This is a genomic window from Mizugakiibacter sp., assembly GCF_039680435.1.
In the GTDB taxonomy this organism is placed as follows: Bacteria; Pseudomonadota; Gammaproteobacteria; order Xanthomonadales; family Rhodanobacteraceae; genus Mizugakiibacter.
The window spans coordinates 18,185-35,901 of sequence record NZ_JBDKSX010000119.1 but is presented as its reverse complement, the minus strand read 5'-3'; the positions used below and the strand labels follow the sequence as shown (position 1 = coordinate 35,901).

Annotated in this window: 15 protein-coding genes; 1 reads left to right on the top strand and 14 read right to left on the bottom strand. The window is 69.3% G+C overall.

All coding sequences use genetic code 11. From position 1 onward, the window contains the following. The 14 genes from ABFC67_RS12760 to ABFC67_RS12695 all read right to left on the bottom strand — a co-directional run. A partial coding sequence (locus tag ABFC67_RS12760) for a hypothetical protein (RefSeq protein ID WP_346738412.1) occupies positions 1-454 on the bottom strand: 454 nt, incomplete at its 3' end. 123 nt (positions 455-577) lie between these two features. Further along, positions 578-2,128: a lipid II flippase MurJ gene (locus ABFC67_RS12755; RefSeq protein WP_346738411.1), complete on the bottom strand. Its 1,551-nt coding sequence runs from the start codon at positions 2,126-2,128 to the stop codon at positions 578-580. Continuing rightward, a complete protein-coding gene (locus ABFC67_RS12750; RefSeq protein ID WP_346738410.1) occupies positions 2,125-3,390 on the bottom strand; it encodes an O-antigen ligase family protein in 1,266 nt (421 codons plus the stop codon). Before ABFC67_RS12750 ends, ABFC67_RS12755 begins: the two co-directional genes overlap by 4 nt. Before the next feature lie 7 nt (positions 3,391-3,397). Then, a complete protein-coding gene (gene asnB / locus ABFC67_RS12745; RefSeq protein WP_346738409.1) occupies positions 3,398-5,287 on the bottom strand; it encodes an asparagine synthase (glutamine-hydrolyzing) in 1,890 nt (629 codons plus the stop codon). A gap of 3 nt (positions 5,288-5,290) precedes the next feature. Then, complete coding sequence (locus ABFC67_RS12740; RefSeq protein WP_346738408.1) at positions 5,291-6,448, bottom strand: glycosyltransferase; 1,158 nt, start codon at positions 6,446-6,448, stop codon at positions 5,291-5,293. A gap of 10 nt (positions 6,449-6,458) precedes the next feature. Further along, entirely contained in the window at positions 6,459-8,252 is a 1,794-nt protein-coding gene (locus ABFC67_RS12735) for an asparagine synthase-related protein (protein WP_346738407.1), read from the bottom strand. Next, positions 8,249-9,391: a glycosyltransferase family 4 protein gene (locus tag ABFC67_RS12730; protein ID WP_346738406.1), complete on the bottom strand. Its 1,143-nt coding sequence runs from the start codon at positions 9,389-9,391 to the stop codon at positions 8,249-8,251. The genes ABFC67_RS12735 and ABFC67_RS12730 overlap by 4 nt, the downstream gene beginning before the upstream one ends. After that, entirely contained in the window at positions 9,384-10,613 is a 1,230-nt protein-coding gene (locus ABFC67_RS12725) for a glycosyltransferase (protein ID WP_346738405.1), read from the bottom strand. The genes ABFC67_RS12730 and ABFC67_RS12725 overlap by 8 nt, the downstream gene beginning before the upstream one ends. Continuing rightward, positions 10,610-11,770 carry a glycosyltransferase family 2 protein gene (locus ABFC67_RS12720; protein WP_346738404.1) on the bottom strand — a complete coding sequence of 387 codons (1,161 nt, stop codon included), beginning with the start codon at positions 11,768-11,770 and terminating at the stop codon, positions 10,610-10,612. Before ABFC67_RS12720 ends, ABFC67_RS12725 begins: the two co-directional genes overlap by 4 nt. Positions 11,771-11,776: 6 nt before the next feature. After that, a complete protein-coding gene (locus ABFC67_RS12715) occupies positions 11,777-12,538 on the bottom strand; it encodes a polysaccharide deacetylase family protein (protein WP_346738403.1) in 762 nt (253 codons plus the stop codon). Positions 12,539-12,550: 12 nt separating this feature from the next. Then, positions 12,551-13,870 carry a hypothetical protein gene (locus ABFC67_RS12710; protein ID WP_346738402.1) on the bottom strand — a complete coding sequence of 440 codons (1,320 nt, stop codon included), beginning with the start codon at positions 13,868-13,870 and terminating at the stop codon, positions 12,551-12,553. Between the two features lie 10 nt (positions 13,871-13,880). Continuing rightward, the gene (locus ABFC67_RS12705; protein ID WP_346738401.1) at positions 13,881-14,654 is read right to left on the bottom strand and encodes a polysaccharide biosynthesis protein; all 774 of its coding nucleotides are present in this window, start codon (positions 14,652-14,654) and stop codon (positions 13,881-13,883) included. Further along, positions 14,651-16,201, bottom strand: a complete 1,551-nt coding sequence (locus ABFC67_RS12700) for an XrtA system polysaccharide chain length determinant (RefSeq protein WP_346738400.1) — start codon at positions 16,199-16,201, stop codon at positions 14,651-14,653. The genes ABFC67_RS12705 and ABFC67_RS12700 overlap by 4 nt, the downstream gene beginning before the upstream one ends. 11 nt (positions 16,202-16,212) lie before the next feature. Further along, positions 16,213-16,836 (bottom strand): XrtA/PEP-CTERM system exopolysaccharide export protein, encoded by a 624-nt coding sequence (locus tag ABFC67_RS12695; protein ID WP_346738399.1) that lies wholly within the window; start codon positions 16,834-16,836, stop codon positions 16,213-16,215. A gap of 138 nt (positions 16,837-16,974) precedes the next feature. Between ABFC67_RS12695 and ABFC67_RS12690 the strand changes: the two genes are divergently transcribed. After that, the gene (locus ABFC67_RS12690; RefSeq protein WP_346738398.1) at positions 16,975-17,637 is read left to right on the top strand and encodes a DnaJ domain-containing protein; all 663 of its coding nucleotides are present in this window, start codon (positions 16,975-16,977) and stop codon (positions 17,635-17,637) included. The last annotated feature ends 80 nt before the right edge of the window (positions 17,638-17,717 follow it).

The window sequence follows — 17,717 nt, the reverse complement described above, 5'->3', positions numbered from 1 at the left end:
AGAAGTAGCTCATGTCCGCGTTGAACGGCTCGCGGCGCGAGTAGTCGTTGCGCTCGAAGGCGCGCTGCACCTCGGTGTCGTGCGCCGTGGCGCGCACCACGCAGGTGCCGAACACCGGGTCCTTCGTCACTACGCCCTTGGCCGGCCGCGCCACGTTCGGCACGGTCGCGTCGATCTGGCCTTGCGGGAGCTGGAAGCCCGACGCGTAGAACGTCGCGCACGGGCCGGCGGAGGTCGCCGTCTGCGACTCGGCCTGCCGGGTCATGGTGCAGGCGATCAGCCCGAGGACAGCCGCGACCGGAAGCAGTTTTCGGGTTGCATGCATGAGGATCCGCCACAGGGTGTGCTGGAAGGATTGGCGCGAAACGTAGTCGGCGAGCGCGTACGGGATTGCGAGCCCGTTCGCAAGAACGGAGGTTATCCGGCGTCGACGCTGGGTGTTTGCCAATCGCATCACATTTTCTCGCGGCGGTTTATAATGAAAACCTAACAACTCCGTGATTTTTATACCTATTTTGATTATTTATCCACTAATGGAACACAATTATTCTATTTGTATACAAAAAAAATAAATCCATTACCTCGCCCAGCTCGGCCTGACCCTTCCGATCACGGCACACAGGTCGGGCTGGCCGGCGCGCCAGCCGACCCACGCCGCACACAGCGCGCCCGGCACGGCGCAGCCCAGTTCCAGCAGCGCCTGCAGCGGGCGTGGCCAGGACGAAACGCCCGCGCGCACGACCAGCAGGGCAAGCGCCGAAGGCACGATCAGCGCAAGCGCCATGCGCAGCAGCGTCGCCATCTCCGCGCGCAGTCCACGCGGCGCAGGCGCCTGCAGCGCACGGCGCGCCGCCGCATACGACAGAGCGGCAGCAATCGTGGTGGATACGGTGGTGGACACGGCGATGCCGGCCAACCCGTACCGGTGCACCCACAGCGCGTTGAGCACGACGTTCAACGTCACGCCGACCAGGCCGATGGCCACCTGGGTCCACGGGCGTAGTGCGGCATGCAGCACGCGGTAGTTCAGGTAGGCGACCGAACGCATCAGGATGCTCGGCGCCAGCAGCGCCAGCACGACCGCGGTCTGCGTGCTGGCGACGGCGTCGAAGCGGCCACGTTCGAGCAGCAGCACCACCAACGGATGCGCCAACAGCGCAATCAGCAGCGCCGCAGGCAGGGTCAGGAACAGCAGGAAACGCAGGCCGTCCGCATGGGCGTGGGCTGCCGCGGCGTGGTCGCGCCGAGCGAAGCTGCGCCCAAGCCCGGGGTAGTAGGTGGTCATCACGGCCTGCGCGAATACCTCCACCGGCATGCCGGCGATCATGCCGGCGAACGCCAGCGCCGAGATCGCACCGGCGTCCAGTCCGGACACGAAGTACTGGTTGACCACACTGTTCAGCACCGATCCCGCCGAACCGACGAACAGCGGCAGCAGGTGCGCCAACGGCTTGAGGAAGTCCGGGTGACGAAACGCCGCCGCCGGGCGCAGGCTTTCGCGAATCAGCGTGCGATTGCTCCACAACAGCAGCAGCGACTGCAGGATAAAGCCGCCGAGCACGCCGACCACCAGCGCCTGGATGCCCATCGAGTGCAACAGCGCCAACGCGGTGAGGATCACGATCACGTTGGTCGTAACCCCTTCCAGCGCGGGAAACATGAAGCGTTCGTTCGCGTAGCTGAGCGCCGCCAGCAGCGAAGACAGGCACAGCAGCGGCACCGCCGGCATCATCAGCCGGGTCAGGTGCACCGCCTCGGCGTGCACGTCGGGCGCCAGCCCGGGCGCCAGCCGGTGCACCAGACCGTCCGCCCCCCACCACAGCAACACCGCGGCTGCCACCGCAATCAGCAGCACCAGGGTGAACAGCGTATTGGCCCCACGCCACGCCGCGGGGCCGCTCCGTCCCTGCAGGCTGCTCATGAAGCGCGGTACGAACGCGACCGTGATCACGCTGGTCAGCACGCCCGGCAGCAGCAGCGGCAACGTGTACGCGACCCAGAACGCATCGAGCGTGCCGCTGGCGCCGAACAGCGCCGCGATCAGCATGGTCTTGATCACCGCAAGCGATTTGCCGCCGAAGTTGAGCCCGGCGACGCCCAGCGTGCTGCGGCGCGCGGCGACGTTCATGCCGGCACCGGCGCGCGTTCGGCCGGCGCAGGCACCACCACGCCGACGGCATTCTCCCGTTCGGCCTGCCGCAGGCGGAAGTAACGCTCGGTCAGAGCGCACAGGATCCAGTAGTCGCCCATCACCGTACCTTCCAGGAACGGACTTCCGTAGAGGTTGCCGAGCAGCATGCAGATCGTGCACACGGTGAAGCCCCATGCCAGCGTCCGGCTCTCGGCATCGTAGGCGAGCCTTCGCGCGCGCCGCGCCAGGCGCAGCAGCGCCGCAGCCAGCAGCAGCAGCGCGACGAGCCCCTGGATGCCGCATTCGGCAAGGGTCAAGACGTAGAAGTTGTGCGCGTCGAAGTGCTTGAACCCGGAATAGTTGCCGATCTCCCGCTTGAACCGGTCGAGGCCGATGCCCCAGGGCTGTTCGCTCCACATGCGCACGGCGCCTTGCCAGATCTCGAAGCGGCTGGCGGTGCTGGGGTCGAGCTCATCCTGGCCGTAATCGCCGGTCTGCTGCGTCTGCTCGACGCGCTCGGTCACACCGACCGGCAGCAAAGTGATCGAGTAGGCGATCACTCCGCCCAACAGCAGCGCCGTGAACAGGCCGCGCCGCATCAGCAGGATCGCGATGCCGGCCAGGGCGATGAAGTAGGACTGCCGGGAATAGGTGAACACGACCGCCGCCGCGGTCAGCAGCACGCCGCCGAGCGCGATCATGCGCAGCCATTTGCGGTCGCGCAGATTGAGCGCCACCGAAGCGAACAGCGGCAGGAACATCGCGTAGTACACGCCGGCGCGATTGGCGGAACGGTAATCCATGCCGAACGGGCCGGCGGAGCGGTGATTCTCCGCGAACGTCCCGATGCCGTAGTCGAGCGCCTCGCGGATCGCCTCCAGCGCCGCCACCGCCACCACCAGCAGGACCATGAACAGCAGGAACTTCAGCGTGCGCATGTCGCGCACGGCGGCCAGGAACAGGAAATAGAACAGCGGGTAGAAGATGGCGTTCTTGAGGTAGGTGACGTCCTGCAGGATGTCACCGGGGCGCGCGAGCTGGGCGACGATGAACGCGAACGTGAGCATGCCGAAGAACAGCAGCAGCGCGCCTTTGAGCATCGGCTGCTCGCGGGCTTGCGGCTGTCCGCGCGGCAACATGAGCAGCGCGACCAGAAACATCAGGTTGGCGACGTTCAGCCCCTTCAGCCCCAGCTCCGACGGGAAATGGATCTGGTTGACCAGGTAGACGACGATCGCGGCCAGCAGCATTTTCAGCATGTCGGCCTCACGCGTTTGCCGCTTCTGCGAGCGGTACCTGTGCGAGCGGCGCATCGAGATAGCGGCGCGCCCACAATTCCAGCATGAGCACCTGCCACAAGGGTTCGGCATGGTCGGCCTGGCCGGCGGCATGCTGCGCCAGCAGGCGCCGAGCCGCGTCCGGCCGCAGCAGGCCGCGCTCGCGGAATGCGCGGCTCTCTATCAGGTCGCCGACCAGCCCGCGCAGCGGACCGCGGAACCAGTCGGCCAGCGGAATCGAGAAGCCCTGCTTCGGCTTGTCCAGCGCAGCGGGCGGCAGCCAGCGACGCGCCACCTGTCGCAGCAAGCGCTTGCCGCGCAAGCCGCGGAGCTTCATCGCATCGGGCAGGCGCGCCATGAACTCGAACAGGTGGTGATCGAGCAGCGGGGCGCGCGCCTCCAGCGAATTGGCCATGGTCATGCGGTCGACCTTGACCAGGATGTCGTCGAGCAGATAGCTGGCCACGTCACCGGAAAGAATGCGGTCCAGCTCGCTGCCGCCCCCCGCGAAATGCGATGCCAGCGCGACATAGTGGTCCGCGTCGCGGCGCGGGTGGCACAGCAGCTCGCCGGCGAGTGCCGGGCGGATCATCGCCACGCTGCTCAGGTAGCTCTCGGGGAACGATTGGCGCAGACGTTCGGCCACGCGCCGGAAGCGCTGGCCGCGTATCCCCGCGATCACCCGTCCGGACAGATCCAGGGCCACAGCCGCCGGCCCGCGCAGGATGCCGAGGCTCTGCAGCGCAAGATGGTAGGCGTAGCGCTTGTAACCGGCCGCCAGCTCGTCGCCGCCGTCGCCGGTCAGCACCATCTTCACCGACCCCGCAGCCATCTTGGCGACCAGATAGGTCGGAATGGCCGACGAGTCGGCGAACGGCTCGTCGAGGTACCAGGCGAGATCGTGCGCGAGTTCGACCGCATCCGGCGCGACCTTCAGCTCGTGGTGCTCCGTGCCGCAATGGCGTGCGATCAGCCGCGCGTCTTCCAGCTCGTTGAAGCGCGCCTCGGCGAAGCCGATGCTGAAGGTCTTCACCGGCTGCGCCAGCATCCGCGACATCAGCGCGACCACGATGGAGGAGTCGAGGCCGCCGCTCAGGAATGCGCCGAAGGGCACATCGGAGACGAGCCGCATGCGCACCGCCCGCTCGAGGTGCTCGGCCAGGGTCGCCTCGGCATCGGCTTCCGGCAGCGTCAGCTTGGGCGTGTAGGCAAGCTCCCAGTAACGCTCCGTGCGCGCACGCCCGCCTTCCACGCAGAGATAGTGCCCCGGCTCGAGCTTGCGCACGCGGGCGAAGATCGATCGCGGCGTCGGCACATAGCCGAAGGTCACGTAGTCGGCGACGGCATCCGGATCCAGCGTGCGCTCGAAGCCCGGCAGCGCTACCAGCGATTTCAGCTCGCTGGCGAACGCCAGCACGCCGTCGCGCTCGTGGATGAACAGCGGCTTCTTGCCGAAACGATCGCGCGCCAGCAGCAGCCGGCCGCGGCGGCGGTCCCACAGTGCGATCGCGAACATGCCGTCCAGTCGCGCGATCGCCGCCTCGCCCCAGCGCTCGTAGGCATGCACGATCACCTCGCTGTCGGAGTGTGTGCGGAAGCGATGCCCGGCGGCCTCCAGCTCTTCGCGCAGCTCGCGGAAGTTGTAGATCTCCCCGTTGAATACCGCCACCACCTGGCGGTCGCTGCCGAACACCGGCTGCTGACCGCTGGCCGGATCGATGATTGCCAGCCGGCGCATGCCGAGCATGACATCGCCGTCGTGGAAGAGGCCGGCGTCGTCCGGTCCGCGATGCCGGATCAGGTCATTCATGCGTTCGCCGACCGCGCGCGCCGGCAGCATCCCCGGACGCAAGGCGATCGCGCCAATGATTCCACACATGGCTCAGCCTCCACTCAGGCGCGCCGCGCCGACTGCGGGCACGGTGTCGTCGCCTTGGTACAACCGCAGCAGGCGGTCGAGCACGCTGTCCAGGCCGGCGTAGCGCGCCACCCGCGCACGCGCCGCGGCGCCCATCGCCTCCAGGCGCGCACGCGGCAGCGCCGCCGCCTCGGCCAGCGCGGCGGCGAGGGCGTCCGCATCGCGCGGTTCGAACAGCCAGCCGCACACGCCCGGCTCGACCAGATCCTCGCTGCCGCTGACCCGCGAGGCCACCACCGGCAGGCCGGCGGCCATGTACTCGAGCAGCGTGTTCGACAGGCCCTCGATCAGCGACGGCAGCACGCCGAAGTGCGCACCCGCCAGCTCGTCGCCGATGCGTTCGCTGTGGCCGATGAATTCGATGCGGTCGCGCAGGCCGAGCGCGTCCGCCTGCACGCGCAGCGCGTCGCCGCTGACGCCCTCGCCGACCAGGCGCAGCCGCAATCCGGGCACCCGCGCCAGCGCCTCGACCAGCGTATCGAGGCCCTTCTCCGGCACCAGCCGGCCGACGTACATCGCGGTCGGCGGCCCCTCCTCCGCGCCCGCATGCGGACGGAAACGGTCGAGGTCGACCGCGTTCGGCAGCAGGCGGATGCGCGCGGGGTCGAAGCCTTCGCGCTGCAGCGCGTCGGCGACGCGCCGGCTGATCGCCTGGAATGCATAGGCCCGGCGCAGCAGGCGGCGCGCCAGGCGGCCGCGCCAGCCCTCGCGCTTGTCGGCAGCGAGCAGGCCGCGCTCCAGTTCCCACCAACCCGATACCTTGACCACGACGCGCAGGCCGAGCAGCGGCCCCAGCGCGCAGCAGACCAGCGCCATGTGGTGCGCGATGTGCACGTGCACGGCGTCGACCCGCCGCCGCATCGTGACCAGCAGCAGGGCGAGGCGCGCCAGCAGCACCGCCGCGCCCAGCCCGGGCAGTTGCGGATAGCCGATCCGGCGCACCGCGGCGCCCGCGTATCGGCCGAGCGGTTCCAGCTTATGCCGGTAGTGGCGCCGCGGCGTCACCACCAGCACGCGCACGCCGCGCCGACGCAGCCCGCGCGACAGCGTTGCCAACTGCGATTCGGCGCCGCCGCCGCCGCGCGTCGGAAAGCTGCTCTCCAGCACCATCAGCACGCGCATGCGGCAAGGCTCAGTTCGGGTCGAGATGGCGTTCAAGCCAAAGCTCCAGTTGCAGCATCGCCCACAGCGGCGCGGAATAGTCCCAGGCGCCGGCGACGTGCTCGCGCAGCAGGCGTTCGACGAAATCGGTGCGGAACCAGCCGCGCTCGCGCGCACGCCGCGAGCCCAGCGTATCGGTGACCAGTGCGCGGAATGCCGGCGCGTCCTTCATCCACACCGCGATCGGCAGGCCGAAGCCCTGCTTCTTCTTGCTGCGGATCGCCTGCGGCAGTACGTCGGCCAGCGCGCGCTTGAACAGGTAGCGCTTGTGCAGGCCGCGCACCTTGTAGTGCGCCATCAGGCTGCCGGTGTGCTCTACCAGGTCCGGATCGAGATAGGGGAAGCGCACGTCGACGCCCTGCGCGCGCGCGGCGCCGTGCACCTTGACCAGGTCGTTCTGCGCGATCGCCATCATCAGGTCGAGGTACATCAGCCGATGCAGCTCGGCACGCGCCTGGCCCTCGGCGTAGATCGCGCGCATCGCCTGCAGCGAGGCGTCACGCTCGACCTGCGCGGCGAATTCCGGCGCGAGCAGCGCCTCGTAGTGGTCCGAGCCGAACGAGTCGTCGGTGTAGAAGCGGTCGGGGTTGGGCAAAGCCGCGCGCTCGACGAAGTTGCCGATCCGGTTCAGCAGATGCACGCGGCCGCCCGAAACCGCGCGCCCGATCGCGCCGCCGAGCGCTTTCAGCGGGCGCGGCAGGCGGTAATAGGCATCCATCATGCGGTCCTTGGCGTAGCGCTGGTTGCCGCCGAAGATCTCGTCGCCACCGTCGCCGGCGAGCATGGTGCGCACGCCGTCGCCGCGTGCCAGCGCCAGGCAGGCGTAGGTCGGCACCGCCGAAGCATTGCCGAACGGCTGGTCGTAGATATCGGCCAGGCGCGGCGCGAGGTCCAGCGTCTGCCGCATGTCGACCACGCCGTAGTGGGCGTCCGCGCCCGCGGCTTCGGCGGCGATGCGGGCGAAACCGAGCTCGTCGTAGCCCTGCTCCGCGAAACCGATCGAATAGCTCGGCACGCGCGTGCCCGGCTGCTGCCGCGACAACAGGATCAGCACGCTGCTGGAATCGGTGCCGCCGCTGAGGAAGCAGCCCCAGCGGTCGTCCGCAGGCGGACGGTAGGCCTCGACGCTGGTGCGGATCTGTGCGGCCAGTTCCCGTGCGCGCAGGGTTTCGTCGCCATCGACGTCCTCGGCGTAGGTCGGGCGCCAGTAGCGCGTGATCCCGACCTCGCCGCCGCGCCAGCGCAACACGCTGCCCGGCGGCAGCCGGCGCACGCCGCTGCAGATCGTGGCCGGCGCCGGGATGCAGCTGAAGTTGAGGTAGTGGTAGACCGCCAGCGGATCCGCCTCGCGCGCGCACCACGGCGCCGCCAGCAGCGTGCGCAGCCGCGTCGCCACCAGCAGCAGGCCGGGCGCCTGCAGGTAGTACAGCGGAATCGTGTCGAAGTGGTCGTTGGCGACGGCCAGCGCGTCGCCGTCCCACAGCGCCTCGGCGAAACGGCCGCGGCGATCGGCCCACAGCGGCGCCGGATCGCGCCGCTGCGCGCACGCCGCCAGCGTGTCGGCCGGCTCGCCGGCAATCAGGTCGTACAGCCCGAACGCTTGCACGTCGCCCTCGTGGCGCGCCTGCGCGCCGCCGTCGAGGCGCGCGCGCAGGCGCGCGTCGCCGATGCAGCTCGCGGCACCGTGCGGCTGCGCGGCCAGCCACGCCGCCGCCTCCGGTCCTGCCGCGATCAGCAGGTCGCCGCACACGCGCGTGGCGCTCATGCCGCTTCCTTCCGCTCCATCCATGCCTCGCTCCCCAGCAGTCGAAGGTAGACGGCCTCGGTCCGCCGCACCATCGATTCGATCGTGAACGTCTCGGCGATACGCGCGCGCGCTGCGGCGCCGAGGCGCGCGCGCAGCAAGCGGTCGTCGGCCATGCGCTCGAGCGCGCGCACCAGCTGCGCGCCGTTGCCGCGCGGGAACACCAGCCCGGTGTGGTCGTCCTCGACCAGCTCCGGGTTGCCGCCGGCGTCCGACACCAGCACCGGCAGTGCGTGCGCCATCGCCTCCATCACCACGTTGGAGAGCCCCTCCTCGTGCGATGGCAGCACCAGGAAATCGGCGCTTTCCATCAGCATGCCGACGTCGTCGCGCACGCCGAGGAAGATCACGTCGTCGTCGAGGCCGAGCGCCTGCGCCTGCAGCTCGAGTTCGCTGCGCAGCGGCCCATCGCCGGCCAGCGTCAGCAGCGGACGCCGCGCCGGCGGCAACGCGGCCAGCGCGTCCAACAGCAAGGAGAGCCCTTTTTCAAGAACCAGCCTGCCGACGAACAAAGCGCAGATGCGTTGCGCGCCCTTCGTACAGGAACGCATGCGCACCGATTCGTGATCTCGTGGCGACGGCAGCGGCACGCCGTTTGGAATCACGTCGATCCGCCCGCGCGGATGGCCGGTGCGGGCGGCGGCCAAGTCGGCGCCCGCACGCGCGTTGGCGATCACCGCGTCCGCATGCGCCAACACCCATCGCTTGGCCCACCACTGCCAGCGGCGATAGACGTGAAAGGTACCGCGCACGGTGGCGATCATGCGCGGGCGCGGGCGCAAACCGAGCATCGCCAGGCTCACCCAGCATTCCGCAGTCAGCGAATAGGCGTGCACGACATCGAAGCGCCCGGCCGCCAGGAATGCGCGCAGCGCACGCAGAAAGGCGAGATCGACGCGACGGCGCTTGGGCAGGCAAGTCGCGTGCACGCCATGCTCCGCGAGCACATCGACCAGGAATGAATGCTCGCGGAAATAGAGCAGGTCGACGTGGTAGTCGGCACGACGGGCAAGGCTGCCGAGCAGATGGGAAATCTGGCGCTGGCTGCCGCCGACCTCCATCTCGTCCGTCACCACCAGCACGCGCAGGGACTCAGCCATGCACGACCTCCGAAAAATGCCCGAGCAAGCGGCCCGCCTCGATATGCACGTTGAAATCGCGTTCCACCTTGTGCCGCCCCTCGCGCGCGAACGCGTTGCGGCGTTCGGGGTCGGCCAGCATCCCGGCAACCGCTTCGGCCAGCGCCAGCGGGTCGCGCGGAGGCACCAGCAGTCCGTTCACGCCATCGTCGACCAGCTCCGGGATTCCCGAGACCCGCGTGCTGACGACGGCCAGTCCGCTCGCCATGGCCTCGGTCAATACGTTGGGGATGCCGTCGGCATTGCCGTCGTCGGTCACCACGCACGGCATGACCATCAACGTGGCCTGCGCCATCGCCGCATGCACCTCGGCCTGCGGCTTGGCGCCGATGAAGACGACCCGGTCGGCGAGCCCGAGCGCATCGCGCAACGCAAGCAATCGCGCGCGCTCGGCGCCCTCGCCGATGATCACGCTCTCGAAGGCGACGCCGCGGTCGCGCAGTACAGCCAACGCGTTCAGCAGCACGTCGAAACCCTTGATCGGGTCCAGACGCCCCACCGAAAGCAGCCTGTGCGGCAGCCGACCGCCCTCCACGTAAGGTATGTCGGCCAGATCGAGCGCGGAGTGCACGACCTGCACCGTTATCTCCCCCGGCGACCGCATCCAGCGCGACAGATGGCTGACGTTGTGGCGCGTGATGGTCACCGCCAGCGCCGCATGCCTGAGCTTGTCCGCCATCATCTGGTCTTCGATGAAGATGTCGTGGGCACGGCTGGTAAACGTGAAGGGGCGCCGCAGCAGCCGCGACAGGAACCAGGCGACGGTCGCGGGATAAGTCGCCCAAGGTGCATGCACCACGTCCGGGTCGAAGCGGCGGATCCACTCGAACTGTCCCGCTGCGCGGGTCAGCGCGGCAACGCTCTTGGCCAATTTCGACGGCTGCCGCCAGAGCCCGGCCACGAGCCGCGCGCCGAAGCCGAGAACGGTGACGGGATGGCGCACCGCGAGCCACAGGCTTGCAAGCGCCGTGGCGACGGGTGGGCGCGGATGCAGGGTGCGCTCCAGCAACCGCGCGGCGCGCTCGTGCACCAGGCTCTCCTGCGGCGGCTTGAGCGACAGTATCCGCACGTCGACACCGCGCGAGAGCAGCACCTCGATTTCGCGGACGATGAAGGTCTCCGACCAGCACGGAAACAGCGAAACCACGTAGAGCACGCGCTTGGGGGCGGTGGTTGGCGTCACGACTGCGCGCCTCCAGGCAGGGAGTCGGGCTGCCAGATCGCGCTGCTGCGCCCGCGCAGGAAGTCCAGCAAGCCAAGTACGGCGTAGACGTTGAGCTGTACAAACACCGCGCACAAGCGCACCGGCGCCAGCCGCATCGCGCTGGCGCTCGCGAAGCCTGCCAGCGCAAGCGCGTAGGCGGCAGCTTGCGCTGCCAGGGCGACCCGGTAGATGCCGCCTTGCGGCCACAGCAGGCAATTCATGCACAGCGCCAGCGCCAGCAACGCCGGCACGGCCAGCCGCAGAAACTTGTGGCTCCATAGGCGAAACCACAGCGGGTGCCCCCCCGGACGCGCCAGCGCCGGCCAACTTGCGATCAGCTGGTAGTTGCCGGCGAGTGTGCGGCGTTTGCGGGCGCGTTCGCGCCTCGGATCGTCGCTGGGCCGGTCCCAGGCCCGCGCCTGCGGAACCGCGATCACGCGGTAGCCGCGCGCGGCGACGCCGAGCGGAATCCACATGTCGTCGAGGATCAGGTCGGGCGGGATCGCGCCAATCGCCTCGCGGCGCGCGGCATACAGCGCGCCGGTCACCCCGACCAGCGAGCCGCTCGCCGACTCCAGCCGGCGCAGCCACGTTTCGTAGCGCCAGTAGGCGTCGATACCGCGCCCGTAGCCGCCGTGGTCGCTCTCGAAGCCGAGTTCGCCGCTGGCCGCTCCGACCGTGGGGTCGGCCAGCGCAGCGGTCAGCCGCGTCAACGCGTCGGGCTCGATGCGTTGGCGCACATCGGTGAACAGCAGCACCTCACCGTCCGCCACTGCGACCGCATCCGCGAGGCATGCGGATTTGCCGCGCCGCTGCGCCACGATCAGCACGTGCAAACGCGGGTCCGCTGCAGCCTCGCGCTGCAGCAGGGCCACTGTCGCGCCGGCACTGCCGTCGGAAACCACGACGAACCGGATGCGGTCATGGGGGTAGTCGAGCGCGCGCAGATTGGCGAGCTTCAGGGGGATCTCGGCGACACCCTCATGCACTGCCAGCACTACGCTGACGGTCGGCTGCCATGGGCGCACCACGGTCGGCCGCGGACGCAGCCGCGCCTGCAGCGCCAGCAGCAGCGGGTAACCCGCGTAGGCGTAAGCGATCAGCGCCAGCGCCAGCCAGAACAGAGCCTCGATCACGCGCGTTCACTCCCCTCCGTCCTGGCCCAACAGGCTGGCGCGCACGCGTTCGTAGCGGCCGTCGCCCAACGCGCGCTTGGCCGCGGCCAGCGCGCCGTAGCGCAGACGCGCCAGCGCCAGCCGGCCGCGGCCCGGCGCGGCCAGCCGGATGAATGCCTCGCCACGATGCGCCGCGGTCACTGCCAGACGCGGCAGCACGTCGGTATCCGGCCGCCGCCACAAACCAGGCTGCGAAGCCAGTACGCGCACGTAGCCAAGCTCGGCGGCAAGCGCAGGTAAGTGCGCATCCATGCGCCCACCGGGCGGCGCCAGCAGCGTCGCCGGTGTTCCCAACTTTTCGCCGATCAGCGCGCGCGAGCGCACCAGCTCCTCGCGCAGCTCGGCCGACGTCATCGCGGTGAAATAGCGGTGCGTGTGGCCGTGCGACTGGATCGACATGCCCGCCTCGGCCATTTCGCGCAGCTGCCCCCAATCGATGAAACCGGGCTGGCCGACATGGGCGGTATTCACGAAGAACTCCGCACGCAGGCCGCGTTCGAGCAGCATCGGAAATGCGCGCTCGTAGTTGCTGATGTGGCCGTCGTCGAAGGTGATCAGTACTACCGGCGCCCGTGCGCCGGCGAGCACATCGGCCACGCTGGATCGCGCGCCGCCCTGTCGCGCGACCCAATCGAGCTGGGCGCGGAATTCACCCGCAGCCACCGTGTAATACGGGTCCGCGCCGGCGCCGACGGCGTGGTACATCAGGATGGCGGGCGCGGTGCGCATGTGGTCGGCGGCTCAGGCGCCGGACGGCCGGTAGCTCAACGTCAGCAGCACGCGATTCTCGGTGTACTCCTGGGTCGCATCGGTGCTGGTCTGCTTGCGCCGTGCGTACTGGAGGCCAACCGACCATTCGCGCGCCAACTGATGGCCGAGGCTCACGCCGTAGAGGCCGAGATGGTCCTCGCGCGAGGAAGCGGAGTAGCGGGTGACGTCGCGAGTGGCGAAGCCGGCGATGCTGGTGTTCGGCGTCAGCGCGTACAGGACGTCGAGCGCAGGCCCGCTCGAGCGTTGGTCGAAATTCGTCAGGGTCAGGAATTCCTGCTTGCGCCAGTAGCCGCCGAGCCGCACCTCCAGCCGTGGTCCGCGCCAGGTATAGCCAAGCTGCGCCTCCTTATCCATGTACACGTCGGGGCTGATCGTGGTGGTGCGCATGTTCACCTCGCTCAAGGGGTCGAAGAACCCCTGCGGATCCGGTGCGCGCGCGATCAGGTCTTCCGCGGTGTCGTAGAGGCGATTGTCGAGCTCGAACGTGAACACGCCGCGCGAACTCGCCTCGATCCTGCCAAGCGCCTGCGCGTATGGCTTGTGGAAATCGCGGCCGTCGTCGAAGCGGAGCTTGCTCGCGCCAGCCGCTGCCTGCATGTGCAGGCGCGGGCCGTCGTACACGTAGCCGAAGAAGGCGTCGTAGCGTCGGTAGTCGTTGGGCTTGAGCGCCTCTTCGCGCAGCCGCACGTCCTGACCCGTCAGGTTGAACGACACCTTCGACAGCGGGGTCACGTCGCGCAGCAGACGTACCGCAGCCTGGCCGCGGTCGGAGTTGAATTCCTGGGTTTTGTTGGCGGTACTGCTGACGTAGCGCAGATCGCCCTGGAACTCGGTGGCGGCGCCGAGGCGGATGGTCATCGTCGGGCCGGTGACGAACACGTTGGTACGCTGGGTGTTCTCCGGCGTGCTTGCCCGCAGGACGTCCACCGGCCCTTGGCCGACATAATCCTCGAACGCCCAGTACAGGCGCCCCGGCAGCAGCAGCCAGTCGAGCTTGCCGCTGGCATCTCCCAACCACTGGTTGCCGATGTTGCCTTGCGTGTAGTGGTAATAGGAAAAGGTACCGGCCACCGCGCCACGGTAGCGCGTGCCCTGATCCTGCCAGCTGAGCAGCAGCGACGGAATCAGTGCGGTCGCGGACAACGTGTCGGTCGGATTCAGGTTGATGTTGTCCGAATGCTCGATGCCGAAATCCGCCCCCCAACGCAGCGGATCCGCCTGTGCATGTGCGGCAAGTCCGGTCAGGACGGCTCCGGCCAGATACGCCAAGGCAAGCTTCCTCGCAGCCATGGCAAGCTCCTCAGGGCACGTTGTTGAAGACCACGCCGGCGAAACGGGCCGGGTCCAGTGCAGCCACCGCGTCGCGCACCGCTTCCGCGGTGACCTCGCCGTAACCCACCACCGCCACCGCACAGTCGGCCAGCTCGCCGAGCACGCGCGCGTCGGGGGCCGCATCCAGCGCAGGCGCGTCCAGCACCAGGTAGCGATCCGGGTAGCGTTCCTTGAGGTGCGCCAGCAGCGCGCGCATGCGCATGCTCGACAGATACTCGCTGGAACCTTCGCGATGGGTGCCGACCGGGATCAGGCGCAGCCGCGGGATGCCGGTCGGGTAGATGATGTGCTCGATGCCGATGCCCGGGTCATCGATGAAGTCGGACAAGCCCGCGTGCGTGGCGACGCCGAGGCGGCGATCCTGGCTCGGCTCGCGCAGGTTGCAGTCGATCAGCAGCGCGGTCTTGGCCTCGTCCAGCGCGAATGCCAGCGCCAGGTTGGTGGCGACGAAACTGGCGCCCGCGCCGGCGGTGACCGGCGCCACCATCACGCTGAAGTTCTCGCCGCGATGGCGCGCGATCAGCTGCGTGCGCAGGTCACGGAACACGTCGGCGAACCGGCGCGCCGACGGCGCCGGGTTGAGCAGGCCGCGGCAATCCAGCTCCTCCGCGGCCCTGGGCCCGGGTTCGCGCATGCGCGCGATCATCTCGCGCGAAGTCTGCGCAAGGCGGAACCGCCGCTCCCCCTCCACCAGCGAGGTCACCGCCGCGCCGCGCCCTTCCGTATCGCTTGCCTGGCTCATACCCACCTCATCACGCGCAACCACGCCAGCGCGGCATAGGCCACCACCACCAGCGCGACCAGCGCCAGCGCCCGCATGTTGATGCGCAGGTCGCGCTCGCGGGCAACCGCGCCCGCGAACGCCGGCACCGTCACCAGCACCGGCAGACCGAAGTCGCGGGTCAGCAACTGGGCGTCGCGCACGCGTGGATCGAAGCGCACCACGCCGACCAGCAGGCCCAGCGGCAACAACGCGCCCAGCACCAGGCCGATGATCAGGAAATGCACGAAGCGCAGCCCGGACGGCAGCAGCGGCAACGCCGCGGCTTCCTGAATGCGGAAGGTCAGGCCCTGATGCTCCTCATCCATCTGCATGGACAGGCGCGCGCCTTCGCGGCGCTTCAGCAGATCCTGGTAGATGTCCCGGTTCACCTCGTAATCGCGGGTCAGCTCGGCCAGCGTGGCCTCGGAAGCCGCGACGCGCTTGCCGCGCTCGACCTCATCCGCGAGCAGCCTGCGACTGTCGGCGATGCGCGCGACCAGCGCCGCGCGGTCGCTGCGCGCCTTGGTCAGGTCGCCGCGCATCTGCTGGTAGATGGGGTTGAACACCACGTTCGATGCGGTCGGCTGGCCGCTTGCCTGCGCCTGCGCGCGCGCGGCTTGGGCCTGTGCCAACTGCGCACTGAGGTCGTTGATCTGGTGGCGCAACGCAACCACATCGGGATACTCGTCGGTATAGCTCAGGCGCAGCGTGTCCAGCTTGGCCTGCAGCTCGGCGATCTGTTCGCGGTACTGGCTCTCGCGCGTGACCACGCCACTGAGCTCGCTCTCGCCGGAGATCTGCCTGCCCAGGCTGCTCTCGCGCATGTCGATTTCGGCTATCTGGGTCTGCGCATCCTCGATGCGACTGCGCAACTGGCCGATGTGCGCGGTGACGTCGGCATCGCTGCCCGGCCGCGCGTCGGCGTTCTTTTCGCGGAATGCCTTCAGGCGCTCCTCGGCATCGGTCAGCTTGCGGTGATAGTCGTCGACCTGCCCGGCGATGAACTGGAAGGCGTCGCGGCTCTCGCGCTCCTTCGCCGCCAGGCTCTCGGAAATGAACAGCTCGGCGAACCTCTGCGCGACGTGGTAGGCGCGTTCCGGGTCGGAATCCGCGTAGGCGATGCGGATCAGGTTCTGGCCGGGGCTGGAGATGGTGATGCGGCGCTTGATCTGCTCCGCGATCAGCTCCTGCTCGCGCGGGCTCGGGCGGTTCTTGAGCCAGCCGCCCGTCGTCATGATTTCGTTGAGGATGCGCCGGCTGAAGATGACCTCGCGCGCGATCGCCGCGCGATCGGACACGCCGGTGGCGACCGCGCGGCCTTCCATCAGCGGCTGGATGATGTTGCGCTCGATCACCTGCACCGTCGCCGCCGACTCGTACTTGGCCGGCCACAGCAGGCCGGCCAGCGCGACGACGATCGCGACCGCCGCGAACGCCGCCGCCAGGGCGAGGCGACGCGCGCGAAGCTCGCGCAGCAGCGTCGGCACCTGTTCCAGCAGCAGCGACCTATCTTCTCCTGCGTTCATGGCGGCTCCGTTCAGAAAGCGCGCTCGGGGACGGTGATCACGTCGCCCGGCTGCAGCGTGTAGTTGGTGCCGAGGTCGCCGCGCTTGAGCATGCCGCCCAGATGGATGCGGAACGACTCCGTGCCGCCGCCCTTCTTGCGGTACAGCATGGTCTGGTCGGGCGAGGCGAACTGATTGATGCCGCCGGCGGCGAGCACGACGTCGAGCACGGTCATCCCCTGCCGATAGGGCAGCGTGGTCGGGTTGCGCACCGCGCCGGTGATGCGCACACGGGACAGGAACTCGTGGCTGCGCAACTCGCTCAGGATCACGGCCACCTTGGGATCGCGCACGTAGGCGGCGAGCTTGTCCTGGATCGTGGCCGCGACTTCCTCGGGAGTGTGCCCGCCGGCCTGCACGTCGCCGACCAGCGGCACCGAGATCATGCCGTCCGGGCGCACCGGCACCGTGACCGACAGATCGGGATTGCGCCACACCGATACCTGCACCACGTCATCGACGCCAATGCGGTACGGAGCGGCGCTGAGCGCATCCGCCGGCGTGGCGGGCGGCGGCGCCTTGGCGGCCGGCGACGCGCAGCCGGCCAGGCCAAGCAGCAGCGCGCAAAGCGCGAACAAGCGGACGGCGTGCCTCATCGGTAACCCCTCCCACCCCCAGGACGGGACCGATCTTACCCCAGGCGGTTCCAATTTTGTGACTTTTTTCTCAAATTCAGAATACAAAGCTTGACAATGGTCATATCATATGGCTGCGAACACGACGGCAGGGCCAGCGTGGACGATCGCCTCGAACTTCTGCAGGCCTATGCGCACCTGGGCCTCGCACCCGGCTCCGATTACGGCGCGGTCGAGGCCCGCTATCGCGCGCGGGTGATGGCGCTGCACCCGGACCGGCATCCGCGCAACGCCCACGACCCCGACGCCAGCGCCGCGCTGGCTGCGCTCGCCGCCGCGCGCCGACGGCTGCGCGACCATCAGCTCCGCTTCGGGCGGCTGCCGCATGCGGCCGAACTGGAGCCGGCCCCGGCGCCGCCACGCGCCGCGTCGCCGCGCCCGCCGCACCGGCGCCCGCGGCGCGGCCGTGCGCTGGCCGCGCTGGCCCTGCTCGCGCTCGGCATCTGGTCGCTCACCGAGTTCGGTCGCCCCGTGCGCACGCCGACCGCGCCCGCCCCGGCCACGACGGATGCGCCGTCCGCGACGGACGGCCCCACGCCGCCCCCGCGCGAGACGCTGATCCGCGTCGGCAGCCCGCAGCAAGACGTGCGTGCGCTGCTGGGCGTACCCACCTTCGCTCGCGGCAACGTCTGGGAATACGGTCCTTCGCGCATCGAATTCGACGCCGGCCGCGTCAGCGGCTGGTACAGCTCGCCGCTGGCGCCGCTGCCGGTCGACGAACACCGGCCGCTGGGCGTGCGCGACCCGCTCGACGCGCGCTGAAGCGAGGCCCGGCAAGGCCCGCGGCATGCCGCCGCCCGCCAACGCGGGGGCAAGCCCCTCGCCGCGCAAGGGGGCGGACG